This is a genomic window from Paraburkholderia sp. GAS32 (assembly GCF_050434225.1).
Classification (GTDB): domain Bacteria; phylum Pseudomonadota; class Gammaproteobacteria; order Burkholderiales; family Burkholderiaceae; genus Paraburkholderia; species Paraburkholderia madseniana.
The window spans coordinates 1-20,695 of sequence record NZ_JBNPVS010000072.1 but is presented as its reverse complement, the minus strand read 5'-3'; the positions used below and the strand labels follow the sequence as shown (position 1 = coordinate 20,695).

Annotated in this window: 14 protein-coding genes and 2 pseudogenes; 14 read left to right on the top strand and 2 right to left on the bottom strand. The window is 59.3% G+C overall.

The window, feature by feature from the left end; translation table 11 throughout:
- Positions 1-480: 480 nt before the first annotated feature.
- The 11 genes and pseudogenes from P3T25_RS45215 to P3T25_RS45165 all read left to right on the top strand — a co-directional run.
- Complete coding sequence (locus tag P3T25_RS45215; protein ID WP_429363978.1) at positions 481-2,106, top strand: 3-(methylthio)propionyl-CoA ligase; 1,626 nt, start codon at positions 481-483, stop codon at positions 2,104-2,106.
- Between the two features lie 83 nt (positions 2,107-2,189).
- Positions 2,190-3,320 (top strand): porin, encoded by a 1,131-nt coding sequence (locus tag P3T25_RS45210; protein WP_429364002.1) that lies wholly within the window; start codon positions 2,190-2,192, stop codon positions 3,318-3,320.
- Positions 3,321-3,562: 242 nt separating this feature from the next.
- Positions 3,563-3,742, top strand: coding sequence for an SDR family NAD(P)-dependent oxidoreductase (locus tag P3T25_RS45205; protein WP_429363976.1), 180 nt, complete (start codon positions 3,563-3,565; stop codon positions 3,740-3,742).
- 104 nt (positions 3,743-3,846) lie between these two features.
- Positions 3,847-6,261 carry a sulfatase-like hydrolase/transferase gene (locus P3T25_RS45200; protein WP_429363974.1) on the top strand — a complete coding sequence of 805 codons (2,415 nt, stop codon included), beginning with the start codon at positions 3,847-3,849 and terminating at the stop codon, positions 6,259-6,261.
- A gap of 131 nt (positions 6,262-6,392) precedes the next feature.
- Positions 6,393-7,685 (top strand): anaerobic sulfatase maturase, encoded by a 1,293-nt coding sequence (locus P3T25_RS45195; protein WP_429363972.1) that lies wholly within the window; start codon positions 6,393-6,395, stop codon positions 7,683-7,685.
- A gap of 172 nt (positions 7,686-7,857) precedes the next feature.
- Positions 7,858-8,064 (top strand): hypothetical protein, encoded by a 207-nt coding sequence (locus P3T25_RS45190; RefSeq protein WP_429363970.1) that lies wholly within the window; start codon positions 7,858-7,860, stop codon positions 8,062-8,064.
- Between the two features lie 30 nt (positions 8,065-8,094).
- A pseudogene (locus P3T25_RS45185) lies at positions 8,095-9,915 on the top strand (carboxypeptidase regulatory-like domain-containing protein); the annotation flags it as partial.
- Positions 9,916-9,965: 50 nt separating this feature from the next.
- Positions 9,966-10,310, top strand: coding sequence for a hypothetical protein (locus P3T25_RS45180; protein ID WP_429363968.1), 345 nt, complete (start codon positions 9,966-9,968; stop codon positions 10,308-10,310).
- A gap of 35 nt (positions 10,311-10,345) precedes the next feature.
- Positions 10,346-11,818: a coniferyl aldehyde dehydrogenase gene (locus tag P3T25_RS45175; RefSeq protein ID WP_429363966.1), complete on the top strand. Its 1,473-nt coding sequence runs from the start codon at positions 10,346-10,348 to the stop codon at positions 11,816-11,818.
- A 681-nt stretch (positions 11,819-12,499) separates the two neighbouring features.
- Positions 12,500-14,071 (top strand): methyl-accepting chemotaxis protein, encoded by a 1,572-nt coding sequence (locus P3T25_RS45170; RefSeq protein WP_429363964.1) that lies wholly within the window; start codon positions 12,500-12,502, stop codon positions 14,069-14,071.
- A gap of 387 nt (positions 14,072-14,458) precedes the next feature.
- Positions 14,459-14,725 (top strand): annotated as a pseudogene (locus P3T25_RS45165) (IS66 family transposase); the annotation flags it as partial.
- 23 nt (positions 14,726-14,748) lie between these two features.
- Here the strand turns inward: P3T25_RS45165 and P3T25_RS45160 are convergent.
- A complete protein-coding gene (locus tag P3T25_RS45160) occupies positions 14,749-15,768 on the bottom strand; it encodes an AraC family transcriptional regulator (protein ID WP_429363962.1) in 1,020 nt (339 codons plus the stop codon).
- Positions 15,769-15,898: 130 nt separating this feature from the next.
- On the opposite strand from P3T25_RS45160, the gene P3T25_RS45155 reads away from it, so the two are divergent.
- The 3 genes from P3T25_RS45155 to P3T25_RS45145 are packed head-to-tail and all read left to right on the top strand — an operon-like array spanning position 15,899 to position 19,091.
- Positions 15,899-17,425, top strand: a complete 1,527-nt coding sequence (locus P3T25_RS45155) for a flavin-containing monooxygenase (protein WP_429363960.1) — start codon at positions 15,899-15,901, stop codon at positions 17,423-17,425.
- Entirely contained in the window at positions 17,373-18,245 is an 873-nt protein-coding gene (locus tag P3T25_RS45150; RefSeq protein ID WP_429363958.1) for an alpha/beta hydrolase, read from the top strand. The genes P3T25_RS45155 and P3T25_RS45150 overlap by 53 nt, the downstream gene beginning before the upstream one ends.
- Before the next feature lie 12 nt (positions 18,246-18,257).
- Positions 18,258-19,091 (top strand): SDR family NAD(P)-dependent oxidoreductase, encoded by an 834-nt coding sequence (locus tag P3T25_RS45145; RefSeq protein ID WP_429363956.1) that lies wholly within the window; start codon positions 18,258-18,260, stop codon positions 19,089-19,091.
- 196 nt (positions 19,092-19,287) lie between these two features.
- Here P3T25_RS45145 and P3T25_RS45140 read toward each other — a convergent pair whose 3' ends face one another.
- Positions 19,288-19,665, bottom strand: a complete 378-nt coding sequence (locus P3T25_RS45140; protein ID WP_429363954.1) for a hypothetical protein — start codon at positions 19,663-19,665, stop codon at positions 19,288-19,290.
- Positions 19,666-20,695 lie beyond the last annotated feature (1,030 nt).

Below are 20,695 nucleotides of genomic sequence, written 5' to 3'. Positions count from 1 at the left end.
GAGTCTTTCGAGGTCGAGATGAATATTGGGTCGTGAGGGTAGTGCTCGACGACTTCGATCGCGCGCATGTTGCCAAACTACGGAGTCGCAAGTAAATACCGTAGATCGTCCGGTTGGTGCGCGAACTGGATGCTGCACAGTCTGGGTTCCAGGCGAGACTTGCGCAATCTCCAGTCCCGATTTGATTTCTTGACCTGCGTCGGACACGCGCGCAACCGAGCCGGCGAGCAGCGGTCTCGCCGATGCTCGCTTCTCCGGTCGTCTACGTAACGCGCTTCTCGTAGAGATGCCGCTCCGCTCGCGCTCACACATGTCAGCGCCACATGGCTATCCCCGACGCGATTTGCCCGCCCTCGCAGGCTCGTCTCAGGACTTTCCCTGACATGTCTCGAAGTGACCTGCCGATGTCGACTCCGGATGTCGTTCGACGCCGCGAGCCCGCGGATGATGGCGGTCATAGTCACTGACCGGGAATATCAGATGAAGGGCCTAATGATGCAGCAGCCGTTGCTTGTCTCGACGTTGCTTATGCACGCCGAGCGGCATCACGGCGAGCGGGAAATTGTCTCGAAGCGTGTAGAGGGGGACATTCATCGCTATCGCTATCGCGATCTTGCGCAACGCGCGCGGCGCATGGCGAATGCACTGGCGGGGCTTGGCGTACTCTCCGGCGACCGGGTCGCCACGCTGGCGTGGAACGGTTATCGGCACATGGAGCTGTACTACGCGGTATCCGGCTCGGGTGCTGTGTTGCATACGCTCAACCCGCGGCTGCATCTCGATCAGATCGTGTACATGATCGAACACGCAGAAGATCGCATCCTTTTCTTCGAGGTCGATCTGCTGCCGGTCGTGCAGGCGATCGCCCCTCGTTTGACGAAACCGATGGTGTTCGTGGCGATGACGGACGGCACATATACGCCGCCTTGCGAATTGCCGGAGCCGGTGCTGTGCTATGAGGATCTGATCGACGCTTGCGACGACGACTTCGAATGGCCAGATCTCGACGAGAACGATGCCTCGTCGCTTTGCTATACCTCCGGTACGACAGGCAGTCCGAAAGGTGTGCTGTACAGCCACCGTTCTACGGTGTTGCACACCTTCGCGACCGCGCTGCCTGACGCGCTGAGCTGCTCTGCTTGGGACACGATCCTGCCAGTCGTGCCGATGTTCCACGTGAACGCGTGGGGCTTGCCGTATGTCGCCTGCATGGTTGGCGCAAAGCTTGTGTTCCCGGGTCCCTGGCTGAAGGGCGAATCGCTGTACGAATTGATCGAATCCGAAGGCGTCACGATGTCAGCCGGGGTGCCGACGGTCTGGCAGGGCCTGCTTGCCTACGTCAATGAACATCAACACATCTTCTCCTCGATGAGGCGCACGGTGATCGGCGGCGCTCCGTGCCCCCCGGCCATGATTGCGGAGTTCCAGGAAGTTCACTGCGTCGACGTTCTCCACGCGTGGGGCATGACCGAATTGAGTCCGCTGGGCACAGTCTGTTCGCTCAAGCCGTGTCAAATTTCGATGCCGCCCGATGAGCGGGTGGCGATACAGGCCAGACAGGGCCGCGCTGTGTTCGGCATCGACATGAAGATTGTCGGGGACGACGGTCAGGAGATGCCTTGGGACAACGCCTCCACCGGCGAACTAATGGTGCGCGGACCATGGGTCGTCGATTCCTATTTCGGCAGCGCCGAGGCGCCTGCCCATCGTGATGGCTGGTTCCCGACCGGCGACATCGCGAAGATCGACACCGACGGCTTCATGCAAATCACCGACCGCGCAAAGGACGTCATCAAATCTGGCGGCGAGTGGATCAGTTCGATCGCTATCGAGAACGTCGCAAGCCAGCACCCGGACGTGGCCAGCGCCGTCTGCATCGGCGCGCGGCACCGCAAATGGGATGAGCGCCCGCTGCTCCTCGTCGTGAGAAAGCCTGGCAGTGCGGTTGTCGGTGACGAGTTGCTGGCGTTCTTCGAAGGCAAGGTCGCCAGATGGGCCAGGCCGGACGCGGTCGTATTCATCGACAGCGTGCCGCTCGGCGCCACAGGAAAGGTGTTGAAGAATAGGTTGCGTGATCAATTTCAGGACTATTTTTTGACGGCATAGTGCCACGCGACGACGTCTTCGATGCAGTTTCGAGCAGCAAGACTTGCAGTTCATATCAAGCAAAAACCAGTATAGGAGACGAAATGAAGATGAAGTTGGTGGGTGCGGCGGCACTTCTGGCATTCGCAGGGGCTGCGCACGCGCAGTCCTCCGTGACGCTGTTCGGCGCGATAGATTCGGGCCTGCTGTATCAGAATAAGTCGGTTGCCGCGCCCATCCCGGGGGCGAAAAACCAGGGAAAAGTTTTTGCCTTCAACAACGGAGGGATCTACGCGAGCTTTTGGGGCATGAAAGGGACCGAGGATATTGGCGGCGGTTACGCGGTTAACTTCCGTCTGCAAAGTTCGTTCATGAACGGCAACGGGAAGGTAGGTCTTGGCGACACGGCCGGCGCAAACTCGATTTTCAACATGGTGTCATCCGTCGGCCTCTCCGGTCCGTTTGGATCGGTCACCATGGGCCGGCAATTCGCGCCGATGGCGCTGGCTATGGCGGAGACCGACGTCCGTGGAGGCGACTACTTCGGCAGTATCTTCACCGCATGGATTGGCATGAACCAGGCCGCGGGCTTCAACTTCGCCAGCACTAACGGGCCGATCGGCGCCTTGTACGACAGCAACGCGATCGTCTACCAGTCGCCCAATTTTTACGGTGCAAGCGCTTCGCTGGAATACGCTCCAGGAGGCGTGCCCGGCAGCTTCCAGGGCGGCACGCGAGAGTCGGCCGTCTTGAAGTACGCGAACTACGGGCTCCACCTTACGGCGCTCTACTACAACGGCCACGATACCAATCCCAGTCCTACAGCAACGACGCCGCCGACCGGAGTCAACAACAATCGCTTCGCCTATTTTGGCGCGCTGTACACGATTCACGACTTTTCCGTGTCCGCTTCGTATGCCAACGGCAAGAACCCGGCGCATTCGAATCTGGTGAACCTTGACATGTATTCGGCTGGCCTTGGCTATCAGTTCACCCCTGCGTTTCAGGTCACGAGCGGCGTGTACTACCTGAAAGACCGGAACAACTCGGCCAACAAGTCCACCGAGGTCGCCGGGGGTGGCTACTACTCTCTGTCGAAATCGACGACGCTCTATGCTCAGGTGGGCTACGTCGATAACAAGGGGAAGATGGGCACGATGATCAGCTACGGCCAGTTCGTGCCTGCCGGAACGTCAACTACCGCCGTGAACATCGGCATGCGTCACACGTTCTGACGCACGCAATGTCGCTTCGAAGTCGGGCGTGTGTGGTTGCACGTCCGACCGATTTCGCAACGAACGAACACACAGTATTCTACGATGCGTCTTGCACCTCGAGCCTTTTTGTCAGGTGCAGGCACGGCGCGGAACGAGATGGGTGGAGCGCGTCGAGCATGTTGTCGACCCTGCCAATTCTCTAACCAGTCGGTCGGCCCATTCGCAGGCGGACGAGTCGACACAGTTGTCCAGGAGATGACATGGCAGTTTCATTACCCAAGGGCAAGCAGGTTCTCGTGACGGGGGCTTCGTCCGGCATCGGCTACGAAACGGCACTGGCCTTTGCGCGCTGTGGGGCGAACCTGATCCTGGTCGACATCAATGCGACGGCACTCGACACAGCCGCGTGTGCCGAGGGCGTTGCCGGACCGGCGTGCTGAAGCGAAAGTGTTTTTGGAGATCAAGACGGATGACTAACGCTGAACAAATGGAGAATCGCGCAATGAACGAGCGCTCTCCGCGCAACTATCTCCCTCGCTTCAGCATGCTGTCGATGGGCGTGCTGGCTCTGGGCGGCAGTCTTACTGCGCAGGCCGGCGCCACGGGCGGCGAACTGCCGTTTCCCCGCCCCCCCAGCGCGAGCGTGGCGGGCACATCGCTGGACAACTCGACGCACAATTGGCGGCAAGAGCCATCGCATCTGCGTGCTGGAGCGCCGAATGTGCTCGTCATCATGCTCGACGATGCCGGCTTTGCCCAATCCGATGTGATCGGTGGCGAAATTCACACCCCGACTTTCGCCCGGATCGCGCAAACAGGCATCATGTACAACCGCTTTCACGCCACCGCCATCAGCTCAGCAACGCGAGCCGCGTTGCTGACCGGCCGCAATCATCATCGCGTCGGCAACGGGAGCATCAGCGAATTGATGACCGACTTCGACGGCTATACCGGCGTCATGCCCAAGAGTTGCGCCACGATGGCGGAGGTGCTGAATGACTATGGCTATAACACGGCGGCGTTCGGGAAATGGCATAACACCCCGCCTAGAGAAACCTCGGCGATGGGGCCGTTCAGCCACTGGCCCACCAGCTACGGTTTCGAGCACTTCTATGGATTTATCGGAGGCGAAAGCGACCAGTATCACCCGCACCTGTACAGCGATACCACGCCCTTGCCGGTGCCGAACGATCCCAAATACCACTTGTCGGAAGACCTGGCCAGGCAGGCCGTCACCTGGCTTGATCAACATCAGGCCCTCGAGCCGAACAAGCCGTTTTTCATGTACTGGGCGCCGGGCGGCGTGCATGCCCCGCACCAGGTCTGGAAGGAATGGGCTGACAGGTACAAGGGCAAGTTCGACAGTGGGTGGGACGCGTATCGAGCGCGTGCCTTCGAACGGCAGAAACAGCTTGGCTGGATTCCAGCCGATACGAAGCAGACACCGCGGCCGGCCGATCTGCCGGCGTGGGACAGCCTGAGCCCGGAAGAGAAGAAGTTTCAGGCACGGCTGATGGAGGTTTATGCCGGGTTCCTGGAACACACGGATACCCAGGCGGGCAAGGTCGTTGACGAACTTGAACGGTTGGGCCTGCGGGACAACACGCTGATCTTCTACGTGTTCTCGGACAACGGCGCCTCGGCGGAGGGCATGCAAGGCTCGATCAACGAATTAATTGCGACAAACGGTATTCCGACTACGGTCCGTCAGCACATGGACGCGCTGAACAAGTACCACGGTGGCCTGGATGCGCTTGGCGGTCCGAAGCTCCACGAGCACTACAGTGCTGCCTGGGCATGGGCCAGCGAAACACCCTTTGTCGGCACCAAGCTGGTGGCGGGATATTTCGGAGGAACGCGGGTGCCCCTGGCAGTGTCCTGGCCCAAGGGGTTCCGGCACGATACCGTGGTGCGCAGCCAGTTTTTGCACGTTAACGACATCGCGCCCACCATCTATGACGTGGACGGGATTGCCCCGCCCGAAGTCGTGAATGGCCGCAAGCAGGAACCGCTCGACGGAATGAGTTTCGCCGACAGTTTTACCAATGCGAACGCGCCGACCCACAAAAAGCACCAATACTTCGAGGTACTTGGCAGTCGCGCCGAATACGCGGACGGTTGGATCGCTTCGGTCTTTGGGCCGCGTACACCCTGGAAAGCGGACTTTGCCGATTTGCTGACCCCGCAGGGAAAGCTGGCATTCCTGCTCGGCAAACCTGTAATTGGGGACAAACTCGGTTGGCTGAAGTGGAATCCCGACAAAGACAAATGGGCGCTGTACGAACTGGAGAAGGATTATTCGCAGTCGACGGATGTGGCCGACGCGCATCCGGAAAAGCTGGCCGAACTGAAGAAGCTGTTTGACCAGGATGCCAGGGACAACCACGTCTACCCGATCGGAGCGCCGTTTTATGCCGTGCTGCATCCCAACGATCGCCCGGGCGACGACGGCAGGACGGACTTTCATTTTACTCCCGACATAGGCAGCCTCCCGGAGTTCGCCGCACCGAATATCCGTTCGCGCAATCACCGCGTGACTGTGGACGTGGACGTTCCACCTCAAGCCAATGGCGTGCTCTTTTCGCTCGGCGATACAGGCGGCGGCGTCGCGCTCTATGTGAAGGACGGTCACCTCGTGTACGAATACAACGGAGAGTCGCTGGTGCGCACGCGCATCCAGGCGCCGGAGAAGCTGCAGGCGGGACACAACGTCATCGAGATTGATTTCACGATGGCGGGCGGCGGGCGGGCTGCGGCAGCCGACGTCGCGTTGAGCGTCAATGGCAAGCCTGTTGCAAAAGGGCGCGTTCCCTACACGGTGCCGTTCGCGTTTAGCGCGAACGGAGCTTTCGAAGTCGGCGCGGATCATGGTTCGCCGGTGTCGCTGGACTTTTTCGACAAGACGCCTTTTGTCTTCAACGGCACGATTCATGACGTTCATATCCACTATACCGAGTAGGCTCGCAGCGTGACTCGATAGCGAATCCGCTGGCCGGCGCACGGACTGTGCGCTGGCCAGTTTGCCTGGTGTTCGGATGGCTGCGGCTACAAAGCCCAGCCATGCGGGTACCACAGCGTGCAGGAAGCGAAATGCAAGAATTTACCGAATCTCCTCAAGGGCTGCATCTGATGGCCAAACCCATTGGCCCGCTCTGCAATCTCGATTGCAGCTATTGCTTTTACCTGGAGAAGGAAAATCTGTTCCCGGCGCGCGAGCGCTTCCGGATGTCCGATTCGGTGCTCCGCAGCTACGTGCAGCGTTACATCGCGGCGCAGACGACACCCGAGGTGGAATTCACGTGGCAAGGCGGGGAACCAACGCTGATGGGGCTCGACTTCTTCGAGCGTGCAGTCGCCTACCAGCGCGAATTTGCCGGTGACAAGGCGATCCGCAACACCCTCCAGACCAACGGCACCTTGCTGGATGACGCCTGGTGCGAGTTCTTCGCGCGTGAGCGTTTCCTGGTGGGGTTGAGCCTGGATGGGCCGCGCGAGGTGCACGATCTGTATCGGCCCGACAAGCAGGGCCGCTCGAGCTTTGACGACGTCATGCGTGGCCTCGGGTGCATGACGCGCCACGGAGTCGAGTTCAACGTGCTGGTGACGGTGGCACGCGACGTGGCTAAATACCCACTCGAGATCTATCGCTTTCTGAAAGAAAGCGGCGTGAGGCACATCCAGTTCAATCCGGTGGTCGAGCGGGCACCCCGCCCGCAGGAAATTCGCTTCGGCTTGTCCCATGCAATTCCCCCGAAGCTGTCTCGTCACGGGCAAAGCGAGACGGACCCGGCCAGCGCCGTGACGGCTCACAGCGTCGAGCCCGAAGCTTACGGCGATTTTCTGATCGCCATCTTCGACGAATGGGTTCGTAACGACGTCGGCCGAGTACATGTAATGAACTTCGAGTGGGCGTTAGCCGCATGGTGCCAGGTTCCGGCTGGCGTGTGCCTGTTTTCCCCACGCTGCGGCAAGGCTGCCATCGTGGAGCACAACGGCGACGTGTACTCGTGCGATCACTTCGTGTACCCGCAATACAAGCTCGGGAACATACAGCATGACGAACCTGCGACGATGATAGCGTCACCCGCCCAGCAGGCATTCGGTCTTGCAAAGGAGGAATCGCTGCCGGCCTATTGCCGAAAGTGCGACTACCGTTTCGCCTGTCATGGCGAATGCCCAAAGAATCGCTTCATGGCGACCCCGGACGGGGAGCCGGGCCTGAACTATCTATGCGCAGGCTACAAGAAATACTTCCGGCACGTGACGCAGTACATGAATGCGATGGCGAAGCTCGTGAGTCATGGTTTACCGGCCTCGGCCATCATGCAGGCCTTCAGGGGACCGTTGATCATTCCGCTCGAAGCAACCCCTGAAAAAGAATGAGTAAGCAGGCGGAATGTCGTCGCATGCATTATCAGAATTGAAATGGCGTTATGTTGTCAATTATATTAAAACGTTATCCTAACTAAATGATTTTTCTGGCATGCGACGGGTTGTGTGTCAAATGCGTCGCCGGCGGTTCATTCTGGATGGGAGCGGCAGTCGCAGCGACGACATGCCCGGAATCAACTTTAGAACTGCAACGCAGGCGCAAGTTTGCCGCAAACAGGCAACAGCAGAGGTGGACCGGATCGGGAGGGATAACCCTGACGTGTCGCAAATTGATATGCGTATGTCGATCCTGGATATCGCCCCGCAGACCGGGACCCCGGATGATGGAGTGATCGCCGACGGAGCGCGCGAGACGTTCGCCGCCATGTAATTCGATCACATAGGTTCACCGGAGTCTTTAGTGATAAATAAACCCTCGAAACTGCTGTTCTGTCTGCTGCTGTTTGGCGTCCAGGCTTTCAGCCTGAGCGCCAAAGCCGGGACACTTGCCGGCTCGGTCTCCAGTGGGGGCAAGCCCCTTGCCGGCACCATGGTCACGGTCTTCGACACGGCCGGAAAGCGCCGCGATACGGTCTACACCGACCCGAATGGACACTACAGCATTACGGTCGACTTTGTCGGCAAATTGCAGATCCGCGCGCGCACACCGTACTTCAAGGATGTCACTCAAAACGTCGATCTGTCTTTGGATGCACAGAAAAACCTTGACTTCGTGCAGGAGCGTCATTCCGTTGCAGCCGAACTGTCGGAGAGTCTACCGGCCTCGGCGCACCTGAGCACACTGCCGTGGGCCAGTCAGGACTCGCGCGCCGCCTTCGTCAGTCAGTGCAACTATTGTCACCAGGTGGGCAATGCGCTGACACGTACGCCGCGCGACGAAGCCGGCTGGGCTGCCACCGTGCATCGCATGGAAGGCTACTTTGCGGTGCTGACCAACAGGCAGGCCCAGGACATCACCAAGGCTCTATACCAGGGCTTTGACGGCAAGGAGGTGGCCGCCGTAGAAAAGTATCTGTTCAACACGGACCTCGTGCACGCCAGGATCAAGGAATGGGTCGTCGGCGACGGCCTGACCTTCGTCCACGATGCGGACGTCGGCTCCGACGAGCATCTCTACGGTGCTGACGAAGGCCACGATGTCATCTGGGAGCTTGACCGCAAGACCGGCAAGATCGACGAGTGGAAGGAGCCCGATATCGATCTGCCCGTGGGCGGCGTCTTTTCCGGTATGCAATTGCCCATTGGCGTTTTCAGCGGCAAGCATGGTCCGCACAGCATCGCGCAGTCGGCTGACGGCCGACTCTGGATTACCAACGCCCTGTCGTCCTCGCTCGCGTCCTTCGACCCGGCAACGAAGAAGTTCACGCTCTACGAGCTTGGCCACAGCCACCTCTACCCGCACACGATCCGCATCGACAAGCAGGGCATTATCTGGTTCACGATCGTCGCTTCCAACGAGGTAGCCCGCTTTGATCCGAAGACCGAGCATTTCGAGATCATCCATCTGCCAGACGGTGGCTTCTGGCGCGCCGTCTCGCACTACCTGTTCCCGACCGTACTCAAGATTGCATCCTGGTTCCCGCAGCAGAACATGCCGCTTGCCGTGACCCACTCGAAGTGGGCCTTCCAGGGCCATGACGCCTTTCCGTTCCCCTACGGCATCGACGTCAATCCGATCGACGGCTCGATCTGGTACGCGAAGCTCTACGCCAACAAGATCGGCCGCATCGATCCAGTGACTCGCGAGGTGACCGAGTTCGATACGCCGCTCAAAGGCCCGCGGCGCCTGCGGTTCGACCCGCAAGGCAATTTGTGGATCCCGGCGTTCGACGACAGCGGTCTGATGAAGTTCGACACGAGGAGCCATCGTTTCGAGACCTTCAAACTGCCTCTGCTGGCACACAACGAGTATGAAGTGCCGTATGCGTTGAACGTCAACCCGAAGACGGGTGATGTCTGGATCACGTCGAACATGTCGGACCGCATCTTCCGGTTCATACCCGGCACGAAGACTTTCGTGACCTATCCGCTGCCCACGCGCGTCACCTGGCTGCGTGACATGGTCTTCACCAAGGACAACGCAGTCTGCTCGAGTTCATCGAACCTGCCGGCCTACGGCATCGAGGGAGGCCTGGCGTCGTTCATCTGTCTGTACCCGGACGGCGAGCCCGGCACGAAGACGGCGACGCCGATTCAATCCGCTGGGGCGGCCCAATCCATCCTCGCTTCCATAAGCGCAAGCAACAACAAGCACTGACGGGGAAGTTAATCATGGACCTTCAATCCTTATCGATGTATGCGGCCATTACCGTTCTGATGGCGCCGCTGCTGGTGGTCTACGGGTTACCGTTCATCGCTGGTGCCCGCGGCTTCAGCTACTTCGCGCAACTGTGGCTGGGTGAACGCTCACGCTTCGTCATCGCATCCGCCATTGCCGCGCTGGGCATCGCGCCGTCATACGACGTCTACAAGTCGCCGGTGCCGATCTACGCGCGCCTGCTCGACGGCGCCGAGGTGAGCGGTCCGTTCATGCTGGCCTCATTCCTTGTCACGTGGATCGTGGTGATGGCGCTGGCTCACCAGACCGACCGCGTGCTGGCCAGGCGCAACCCCTGAGACGTAGTGCAGATCCAACCTGAAGAAGGGCAGACATGCAACGAGACTATCAAGACGAAATTTCCGAGGTACACGCCGTGTTTGGCGTCCAGAAAGTAGCGTTCACAAGCGCCCCTTATCCGAGTGCCGACGAGCGGCAGCACAATCTGCGCAGGCTGAAGATTCAACTGCGCCGCTATCAGGATGCGCTCGCGGAAGCCATCGACAGTGACTTCAGCGGACGGGCTCAGTCCGAGACACTGATGCTCGACATCCTGCCCACGACGCTCGAGATCAATCACTGCATGCTGCATCTCAAGCGCTGGATGCGCAGCAGCCGGCGTGCGACCGAGTTGCTGTTCGCGACCAACAGTCTGCACGTGACGTACCAGCCCAAGGGCGTAGTCGGCATCATCGGGACCTGGAACTTTCCGATCTATCTGTCGCTGGGGCCGCTGGTGACGGCACTGGCGGCCGGCAATAGTGCGATGATCCTGATGCCCAGAAATATGCCGGCAACCACAGCGGCGCTCAGGCACCTGCTGACGGAAATCTTTCCGGAACACCTGGTCGCCGTCATTGGCGGGGAACTGAAGGACCGGAACATCTTCACTTCGTTGCCGTTTGACCATATTGTCTTCACGGGCTCACCGGACATCGGCAAAGTGATCATGCGTGAGGCTGCGCGAAACCTGACGCCGGTGACGCTGGAACTAGGCGGCAAATCTCCGGCCGTGGTGCTGCGTGACTATTCAATCGCCGACGCCGCGAAGCGCATTGCGCACGGCAAGGGTGTCAACTGCGGGCAGATCTGCGTCTCGCCGGACTACGCGATGGTGCCGCGCGAGTCGGTGGGGGCCTTTGTTGAAGCGGTGAAGAAGTCCGCAATCCGTCTCTGGGGCGACAGGCCACAAGACAACGCGGAGTACACCTCGGTGGTGAACGAGCACCACGCTGGTCGCATCAGAAGTTTGCTCGATGATGCCAGGAGAAAAGGGGCGACCATCGTGTCATGTGGCGGCGAGGGATCTGGAAGCCGCATCCCATTGCATATCGTCACAGACTGTACCTCCGAGATGGTCGTGATGCAGGAGGAGATTTTCGGCCCGATCCTACCGATCATTCCCTACGATTCCGAAGAGGAGGTCGTGAGCTACATCCAAAGCCAACCGCGGCCGCTGGCGCTGTACTGCTTTAGTCATAAAGCCGACGCACGGCAGCGTCTGCTGCGCCGGACGCACTCGGGCGGCGTAACGATTAACGATTGGGGCTGGCACGTGCTCAATCATGCCGCGCCATTCGGCGGCGTCGGCAACTCCGGCATGGGCAACTACCATGGCGAAGAGGGGTTCCGGGAGCTATCGCACGCACGCTCTGTGTTCAAACGGCACAGGTTCTTCCCCATCGGCTTGTTCTATCCGCCGTACGGCAATATGGTGCAGCGTCTCGTGCTGAGGCTGTTCATCGGCAGGAGCGACCCAAACGCCAGGCTGACCTGTGCAACGAGCGATGGGAGGATTCAAGCATGAAGGCAGTTCGATCCGCATTGCATCGGCGCCGGTCTTGAGGCAATACAAGGCGTGCAGCAGATTGATGCGACTCGTGTTCGAGAGCGGCGCCGGGCTGGCCCGCCGCTCGCCGGGTCGTCTGTCCTTTGCGTTGATCCCCGGCCTGATACGAGTATGGTGAACCCCGCTTGGGAATATCCCTGAGGTGTCTCGAAGTGACATGCCGATGTCGACTGCGGATATCGTTCGACGAGGTGAGGCGCGGGATGATGGCGACTTGTGCTTGCGCTATTGCGCGTTTTTGTACTGGGGTCTGAGCAAATGGAAAGTCGAGAGACGATACCGTCGTCGATTCGACCGGCGATCAGCCCTCGTGAATTGAATGGGAGTTGCTGATGGGTGCCGCCGGGATATCGTTGCGTTCATTGATCGAGAAATGGTTCGCGCCGAGTGCGACGTCAAGGGTACGCCTTACGCGATACGCTCGAGCGCATCCGATGAGGAGTCGTTGTGTGCGTGTCGAGGCGCTGAAATCGCAAGACCCAGTCGCAATCTACTTTTTCCAGCACGGTGACGGCACGTGGCGCCTGTTCCCACCTGAATTCGGGCGCACCTCGACGTGCATTGGATATGAAGTGGCGGGTTGAGCGGGTCGAATTGACGAGCGAGGTCGGAGAACATTGAAAAGACAAGGATCGTAAATTGAAGCACATAAGAAACTTTTCGCTGTCGCGCCTCAGTATTGGGAACCGGTTGACGTTGCTGGTCGCCGGTCTGCTTGCGCTGCTCGCGTGGTCTTCCGTCAATACCGTTCTACGACTGAGTCAGGCGAACGCGTCGATCGAAGCCATTTACAACGATCGTGTCGTGTCCCTCAGGCAGATCAAGACTGTCTCGGATGGCTTTGCGGTAATCATCACGAGGACTGCGCACAAGGTCCGCGACGGCGCAATGACGTCGGCCGACGCCATCCGGACAATTACTGCAGCGCGCACGGTCATTGACCGGGAATGGAAGGACTACACCGCGACCGAACTGGTCGATGACGAGATAAATCTGGTAGCGCAGGCCGAACCCCGTTTGAAGCTCGCGAACAGCGCCGTCGACCGACTGCTGAACCTGTTGCGGACAAACGATACCGAAGGTTTGCGGAGGTTCGTCGTGGGCGAGATGGATCCGGCCATCGAGCCACTGTCCGAGATGATCGGGCAACTGATGCAACTGCAGTTGGATGTTGCGCGGCAAGAATACGCCAAGACTCACAGAATCTATGAACGCGCAAAGTTGGCATATCCAATCGTTACTACGCTCGTGCTCGTAGCGGCGGTGCTTATTTGCTGGAAACTGATTGGCTCGATCACGATTCCACTCGCGCAGGCGGTCAGGGTTGCGGAAGCGGTGGCGTCCGGCGACTTGACTTCCGACATCGAAGCGACGGGAAGCGACGAGGCAGCCCAGTTGCTGGCAGCGCTCAAACGCATGAACGACAGTCTGCTGCATATCGTCGGCAACGTGCGCGTCAACAGCGAGACTATTGGATCCGCGACGAAGCAGATAGCCGCCGGCAACCTCGACCTGTCTTCCCGCACGGAACAACAGGCGGCGTCCCTCGAAGAAACGGCGGCCAGCATGGAACAGTTGACTGGCACGGTGCGTCAGAATGCTGAAAACGCACGCTACGCATGCACGTTGGCGGGTCAGGCATCGGATATCGCCGATCGAGGTCACGAGGTAGTGGCGCGCGTCATGGGGACCATGGACACGATCAGTGAGAGCTCCACAAGAATCGGCGAAATTGTCGGGATGATCGACAGCATCGCGTTTCAGACCAATATTCTGGCGCTCAACGCAGCCGTCGAGGCGGCTCGCGCGGGCGAGCAGGGACGCGGCTTCGCCGTGGTCGCGGGCGAGGTGCGGGCGCTTTCCCAACGGTCGTCTGCCGCCGCCAGGGAAATCAAGGAATTAATCGATACGTCGGTGGTTCGCGTGGCGGCCGGCACGAAACTCGTCAACCAGGCGGGACAGACGATGGGAGAAGTTATCGAAGCCGTGTCCCACGTGAGCGAGATCATGCGCGAAATTGCGTCGGCATCGGACGAGCAGAGCCAAGGAATTGACCAGGTCGGGCAGGCGGTCACGCAGATGGACGATGTCACTCAACAAAATGCCGCTCTGGTGCAAGAGGCGGCCGCTGCCGCGCAATCACTCGAGGGTCAGGCCGCCCAACTCAATGCCGCGGTCGCCCTGTTCCGGTTGCGTTCGTGGCCGTCCTGAACACTGATTCGGAGAGGCTGACAGTCCCCGGGGAATGTCTCAATGCAGATCAGGAGCTGATACGCCCAAGATTGGGGCTCTCGTCCGGGGCGCGCCGGAAGGCGGCGATCCAGGCTATACGCACATTCAAATTGCCCGACGAGAGCGCCTGTGCGAGGAAAGTGCGCTGGACGGCAAACTCAAGGAGGGCTCTATGCAGAGGGAAGTTGTTGTTGTCGACGGCGTACGCACGGCTATCGGAAAGTTCGGGGCAGCCTGAAGCACCTGCCGCCGACCGAACTCGGCTCGATTGTCGTGCGCGAGGTGCTGGCGCGCGCCTAGGTCGCGGGCGATCAGGTCGCCCATGTCGTGTTCGGCAACGTTATCGCAACCGAGCCGGCAGACTTGTTCTACGAGCTTCATGCGGCGCGGCCGAATGTCTTCAATACCGAGGCTATCAAGCGAATCGCAGCGCTCTACAAGCTCGAAGAGCACATTCGCGGCATACGATCCAACAAACGTCGGGTCTATCGCCAGGCGCGTGCCAGGCCCTTACTCGCTCAGCTTCGTACGTGGCTGAGCGACACGCTCGCCACGCTCTCGCGCGAGTCCGATACGAGTCGTGCGATCTTCTATGCTCTCAACCGCTGGGAGGCGCTCACGCGCTATCCGGATGGAACTCGGCGAGCGCGGAACCGTTAGTTGTTTTTAGACTGCGCCCTGCGTCGTAGCTCGCTCGGAGTCGCGCCGAACCAACGCCTGCAGCTACGCGAAAACACGGACGGCTCGGTGTAGCCCAGCAATTCCGCAATCCGATTTAGGGGAACGTGAGCCTGGCCCAAAAAACGCTGCGCCAGTTCATATCTGACCTCGTCGACGATCGCCGCAAACGAGGTGCCTTCTTCGCTCAAGCGGCGTTGCATGGTGCGCGGGTGCAGGCCGATGGTCTTGGCAACGCGGATGTGATGGCACATGCCGGGCGCCAGCAGTGTCGGCACCAGCGCGCGAATGCGGGCCGTGACAGCGGTATCGGGTGCGGCGAAATGGGTGTCGAGATAGGCTTGCGCGATCTTGTGCAATAAAGGATCGCCGTTCGCGATGGGCAGCGCGAGGTCGGCGGAGCGGAACAGGAATCCGCTGTGTTCGCAATTGAAACGCACATTGACGCCGAAGATTGCCTGGTAGCTGGCGAGCGCTGCAACGCTTCCGTGCTCGAAGGAAATCCGCAACGCATTGGCTTGCCCGCCCGAGAGCAGCGTCAGTATGCCTTGCGCCACGCTCATCGTCAGTTCCAGCAACTGCGAGATATTGCCGGCATGGCCAGTCACTAACGATACGTGCACAAACGTTGTGCCTGCGCGACGATCGCTTTCCGTTGTTACCTCCAAGCCGGGCCTAATGGCAGCCACGTATTTGCTCACGCTGGCAAGCGCGTCCGCGACGGTCGGGCAATTGCGTATTTCCAGGGACAAGGGACCCAGTATGTCGATACCCTGGCGCGCAGCCAGGCGCATGCCGAAATCCGGACAATGCAGCACCGTCGCACTGCGTTCGAGTAGCGATGCGATCGCCGCTCTCGATATCAGCATGTCGGGGTCGTCGAGCACTTCTGCCGGCAAACCTGCGGCCGCCAGCAATTTGCCCGCATCGCCGCCGAGCGCACTGACCAGTTCGCCATAGCCGAGCAGTGCATCCGCACGCGACAGCTTGATCGCCATTGCTTTCCTGATTGGTTGCCTGTCGTCAATTGTTTAATGTTTGTCGCCTAATGTCAATAATTTTCGCTTTTGGGCAAATACAATCAGTGCAACATCAACGGGCATTTGATAATGCAAGGGAACGAGCAAAGTGGATATCAAGCACAGCGAAAATATCCTTGAAGTGGCCATCGTGGGCGCCGGCTTCACGGGCCTGGGCGCCGGCATCCAGCTCAAGCGCGCAGGTATCGCCAATTTCCGGATTTTTGAACAGGCCGCCGCGCTCGGTGGCGTCTGGCGCGACAACCGCTATCCCGGCTTGTGCTGCGATATCCCTTCGCATTTGTATTCCTATTCGTTCGCGCCCAATCCGGATTGGTCGCGCCGCTATGCGCCGGGCCGCGAAATCTGGGCCTATCAACAGCGCTGCCACGAACAATTTGGCATGGGCAGGTTCATCAGCTATGGAATGGAAGTCGTGGCCGCGGCCTATGATGAGCAAGCCGCACTATGGGTGCTGGATTTCCGCTCGGGCGAGCAGGCGCGCGCAAGGTACTTGATCTCGATGTCGCGCGGCTTGTCGCTGCCGCAATATCCGAAAATCGAGGGTATCGAAGCCTTCGCCGGCGCTGCCATGCATACCGCCTGCTGGGATGACAATTACGACTTTCGCGGCAAGCATGTCGCCGTGATCGGCAACGGCGCCAGCGGCATCCAGGCGATCCCCCAACTGGCCAGGGTGGCGGCTTCGGTCACCGTGTTTCAGCGCACACCGAGCTGGGTCTTGCCAAGGAAAGACCGCGCCTATTCGGCCCTCAGCAAGGCACTGTTCCGCTGGCTTCCAGGTGCGCAGAGATTGCACCGCCTGCAGTTATTCCTGACACAAGAGTTGATTTACCCGGCACTGAAAAACCCCGGCGGAATCATGCATAAGGCACTGACATGGCTGGCGACGACCAACCTCAACCGCACCATCGGCGATCCGGTTTTACGCCAGAAGTTAACGCCGAATTTCGCGGTCGGCTGCAAGCGGGTTCTAGTGTCGGACGATTATTATCCGAGCTTTCTGCTGCCGCACGTCAGCCTGCAAACCGCAGCGATCACCGGAGTGACGGAAAACGAAGTGATTTGCGCCGACGGCAGCCGCCATCGCGCCGACGTGCTGGTGTATTCCACCGGGTTCAAGAATATCGGGGACATGCCCTTCGCCATTACCGGCAAACACGGCAAGACGCTGGCGCAGGTCTGGGGGCAGGAACCGGCGGCCTATCTCGGCGTCGTCACCGCCGGATTTCCAAATCTGTTCACCGTGCTTGGACCGAATAGCGCATTCGGCCATCAATCCGCGTTGTTCGTCATCGAACGCCATGCCAACTATATCGTGCGCTGCATTCGTCATGCCGGCCACAAGGGTTGGCGTTCGATGGATGTGCGCGGCGACGTGCAGCACGACTACAACGAAATGATGCAGCAACGTTTCAAGGGCATGGTCTGGAGCGGCAGCTGTCCCGTTTGGTTCAAGAACGAGGGCGGCCGCATCGTGACGAATACCCCGGATTCTGGTTTCGGCTTCTGGCGCAGGCTGATGCGTCCGAATTTCGACGAATTCATCGTCGAGCAAGCCTATGGCGACAGACCGACAGACAGCGCACGCTTCGCAAGCGTCGCGTCCAAGTGAGAACCCTATGGCAACCATACCTGTCACTGATGGACAACTCCACTACGAAGTCCGCGGCGCGGGCGCCGAGACCATCATCTTCCTCCACGGCATGCTGTGGGACTGGCATCTGTTCGACGCCCAGGTCGCCGCCTTGCAAGACCGTTACCGTTGCGTTTGCGTGGATTTGCGCGGGCATGGACGCAGCACAGTCACCAAATCGGGCTACGAGCTATACACGCAGACCAACGACGTTGCCGCGCTGATCCATGCGCTCGGCGACGGACCTTGCCATATCGTGGGCCAATCGATGGGCGGTTTTATCGCTTTGCGGTTGGCTTTGCGTCACCCGGCGTTGGTCAGATCGCTGAGCCTGATCGGCAGTTCCGCCGAGGCGCCGACGGCCGGTGATCTTCGTATGGGCGGCATATTGGTTTTTGTCGTCCGCTGGTTTGGCATCAGACCGGTCATCAATACACTGATGGATATTTGTCTCGGCGATAAATTTCTCGCCGATCCTGCCCGTGCGGTACTGCGACGGGCAATACGTCAGCGCATTCTGAACAATAACGTTGCCGCCCTTTTGCGCACGGCAAAGGCAGTGAACGCGCGCGATGACCTGAGCCGCGAACTGTACCGTGTCGCCGTGCCGACGCTGGTCATGGTGGGCAGCAACGACAAGGACAGCCACACTACGCCCGCGCATTCGCAGCGCTTGCATGCAAACATTCCTGGATCGCAGCTGGTTGTAGTGCCGGACGCCGGACACTTCCTGCCGATTGAGGAACCGGAGGCAGTCAATCGGACCTTGATCAATTTTTTAGCAACCTCTTTTTCGTAGGAAGCAGCCAACATGAGCATGAAAAACCTCGCCGGCAAGAACGTTCTGATCACCGGAGCCGGCTCCGGCATAGGCCGCAGTACCGCATTGGCGTTTGCCCGGCACGGCGCCAAGCTGGTGCTATCGGATATCAATCAGACCAACCTCGCCACTGTGGAACGCGAGGTGACGTCTCTCGGTGCCGCCTGCCTCGCATTGACCGTCAATGTCGCCGACGATAACGCGATGCGTGCATTCGCCGACGAAGTGCATGCCAAGTTCGGTGCGCTGGATGTGTTGATCAACAATGCCGGCATCGCCTATTGCGGGAACTTTCTGGACAGCCCGCCGGAATCGTGGCAACGCTTGTACGACGTCAATGTCAAAGGTGTGCTCAGCGGCTGTTACCTGTTCCTGCCCAAAATGATCGCTGCCGGCGGCTTGCGCCGCGTGGTCAACATTGCATCGGCCAATGGCTTTGCGCCGTTGCCAACGTTGGCAGTCTATTCCGCGAGCAAGTTTGCGGTACTCGGATTTTCCGAGGCGCTCTCGATGGAGCTCGAAGACACCAACGTCGGCGTCACGGTGGTCTGTCCGGGAGCGATCAACACCGCCATCACGACTGGCGCCAACGTAATTGCGCCATCGGTGCCCGAGGCGCAGAAACTGCGTCTGCAGGGGTATTACCGTAACAAGGGTACCTCGCCCGACCTGGTCGCCGACGCGATCGTCGAAGGCATCATATCGGAACGCGGAATGGTTGTCGTCGGCACATCGGCGCGACCGTCCTACCACGTCAAACGCTTATTCCCCTCGCTCTATCGCAAGTTCGCCATCGCGACGTCGCGCAAGATGGGTTTTTTGTAATGCAGATCTGGTAGCCAAGTGGCGGCCTTGCAAGCGTGTCAACTTCGGAGGAGCCCATTCAAAAATGTTGATTAATATAATTATGTAAAATGATTAGGAATCCGAGGTTTATCGGTAACCGAATCAACAATACAACTACCCCTGCGGCAAGTGCTCCGCCCGAAAAGTAATCTGTTAAAGCTTGCCGATACGTCGATTACGGGATCGGCGAATGGTCCGTTCCCGTCAGAAAAACCCTCAGCTGCCGCTCCGCTTCGAATACTTCGTGAAGAGGAGCCCTTGCGAGCTGGGCGTCATACAACGTCAGTAGCGCTTCAAAGTCGCTGATTACCTCAGACGCGAGCCGCCACTCTCCCGTCTCATGAGCGTGCGCCAGGGTGATCTTGGCCGCGTATTCGGCGATCTTGAACTGCTCCACCGGTTGGTTGCCATAACCAGCGCGCTGCAGATACCAGCTCAGGTACACCGCGCGCATAAGTTCATTGACCAGATGGCTGTTGCCATGTCCGTCGCGGCATGCGACCAGCGCAAGATGACAGGACAGCGACCGTTCACTGGCGGAGGCGCGATCCATCGGCAATAGAAGTGCTTTCGTCAGCGGCCTGCGGGCTCGGCCGGGGGACCTGTTTCGCCTGGAAGACATTTATTCGACATTGCGACGCCGGGAAGCGATTGATTATAGCGAAGCCATATCAGAGATACGGCCGCGACGACGATCAAGGGGTGAGTTCGACCCGTGGCGACCCATCAGCCAAGATTGTCTGAACGCCTCAATGTCGCTGAAAAGCGGTCGCTCAGCACCTTTAGTCTGCAGCGGCTGTCGTGCAGCGGTCCCGCGCTCGCTTCGCTTGGAGCCTTACAACTGGCCCTTAAGTTTGCCTTAAGCCTGTCCAGGCGATTTCAGGTAGTATGCGCGGCACGTCATATCAGATCTTCGCAGACAGATTCAGCCTGCTGCAAGGTCAGACCTATGCTGCACCTTCTCTCAGGTTCTAGCTCACTCGGACGCTAGACCCTTTCAAGCCGGCTTCGCGCCGGCTTTTTTTTCGCGCTGAGTGTCCCCGACAACGCGTGTCAGGTCACGGTGCATCAGGTTTTCCCCTGATCTTAAGTATTACCTTAGTTATCCTGCGTATTATGTGCGGACCCCAGTGCCGCTCAGTGCAATTTTTGAGCGCTGGTAAATGCTGCGGTGTGTCTACGAGCAGCCGCCGGCAGAAGTCGACCCGATATACCGGCCGGTTACCGCATCACTCCAGTGGCGTCGCGTTTCGCCCCTGACCTGCCTGTCGGCACAAGTTATCGACAGGCAGCTTTCGCGCCAGTATCACACCTTCACCCCATGCGCTGCGGCTGCTGCAATCACGTTTTGTGAGTTCGCGAGCCGGGGACAACTGTCGACACCTTATGGTTTAAGCAAAGGGGAAATTGCTGCGCCCCTGGGTAGGTACCCCACAGAGTTTGAATTCTCTATCTCCCGAACACCTACCTAAACAGCCCATCGCCTTCGCGACGATGGTTGCTGCTATCAGAAGATCTGCGGCTCCCGATAGCGAGCAACAACGAAGTCGACAAAACTTCGCACGCGCTGCGTTATGTAACGA

What these genes read in the sequence shown, in the direction of transcription:
- P3T25_RS45190 (WP_429363970.1), top strand. Translation starts at nt 7,858, where the DNA reads ATGCCCGGAATCAACTTTAGAACTGCAACGCAGGCGCAAGTTTGCCGC.
- P3T25_RS45175 (WP_429363966.1), top strand. Translation starts at nt 10,346, where the DNA reads ATGCAACGAGACTATCAAGACGAAATTTCCGAGGTACACGCCGTGTTT.
- P3T25_RS45160 (WP_429363962.1), bottom strand. Translation starts at nt 15,768, where the DNA reads ATGGCGATCAAGCTGTCGCGTGCGGATGCACTGCTCGGCTATGGCGAA.
- P3T25_RS45145 (WP_429363956.1), top strand. Translation starts at nt 18,258, where the DNA reads ATGAGCATGAAAAACCTCGCCGGCAAGAACGTTCTGATCACCGGAGCC.
- P3T25_RS45140 (WP_429363954.1), bottom strand. Translation starts at nt 19,665, where the DNA reads ATGGATCGCGCCTCCGCCAGTGAACGGTCGCTGTCCTGTCATCTTGCG.
- P3T25_RS45195 (WP_429363972.1), top strand. Translation starts at nt 6,393, where the DNA reads ATGCAAGAATTTACCGAATCTCCTCAAGGGCTGCATCTGATGGCCAAA.
- P3T25_RS45180 (WP_429363968.1), top strand. Translation starts at nt 9,966, where the DNA reads ATGGACCTTCAATCCTTATCGATGTATGCGGCCATTACCGTTCTGATG.
- P3T25_RS45200 (WP_429363974.1), top strand. Translation starts at nt 3,847, where the DNA reads ATGCTGTCGATGGGCGTGCTGGCTCTGGGCGGCAGTCTTACTGCGCAG.
- P3T25_RS45205 (WP_429363976.1), top strand. Translation starts at nt 3,563, where the DNA reads ATGGCAGTTTCATTACCCAAGGGCAAGCAGGTTCTCGTGACGGGGGCT.
- P3T25_RS45215 (WP_429363978.1), top strand. Translation starts at nt 481, where the DNA reads ATGAAGGGCCTAATGATGCAGCAGCCGTTGCTTGTCTCGACGTTGCTT.
- P3T25_RS45210 (WP_429364002.1), top strand. Translation starts at nt 2,190, where the DNA reads ATGAAGATGAAGTTGGTGGGTGCGGCGGCACTTCTGGCATTCGCAGGG.
- P3T25_RS45150 (WP_429363958.1), top strand. Translation starts at nt 17,373, where the DNA reads ATGGCGACAGACCGACAGACAGCGCACGCTTCGCAAGCGTCGCGTCCA.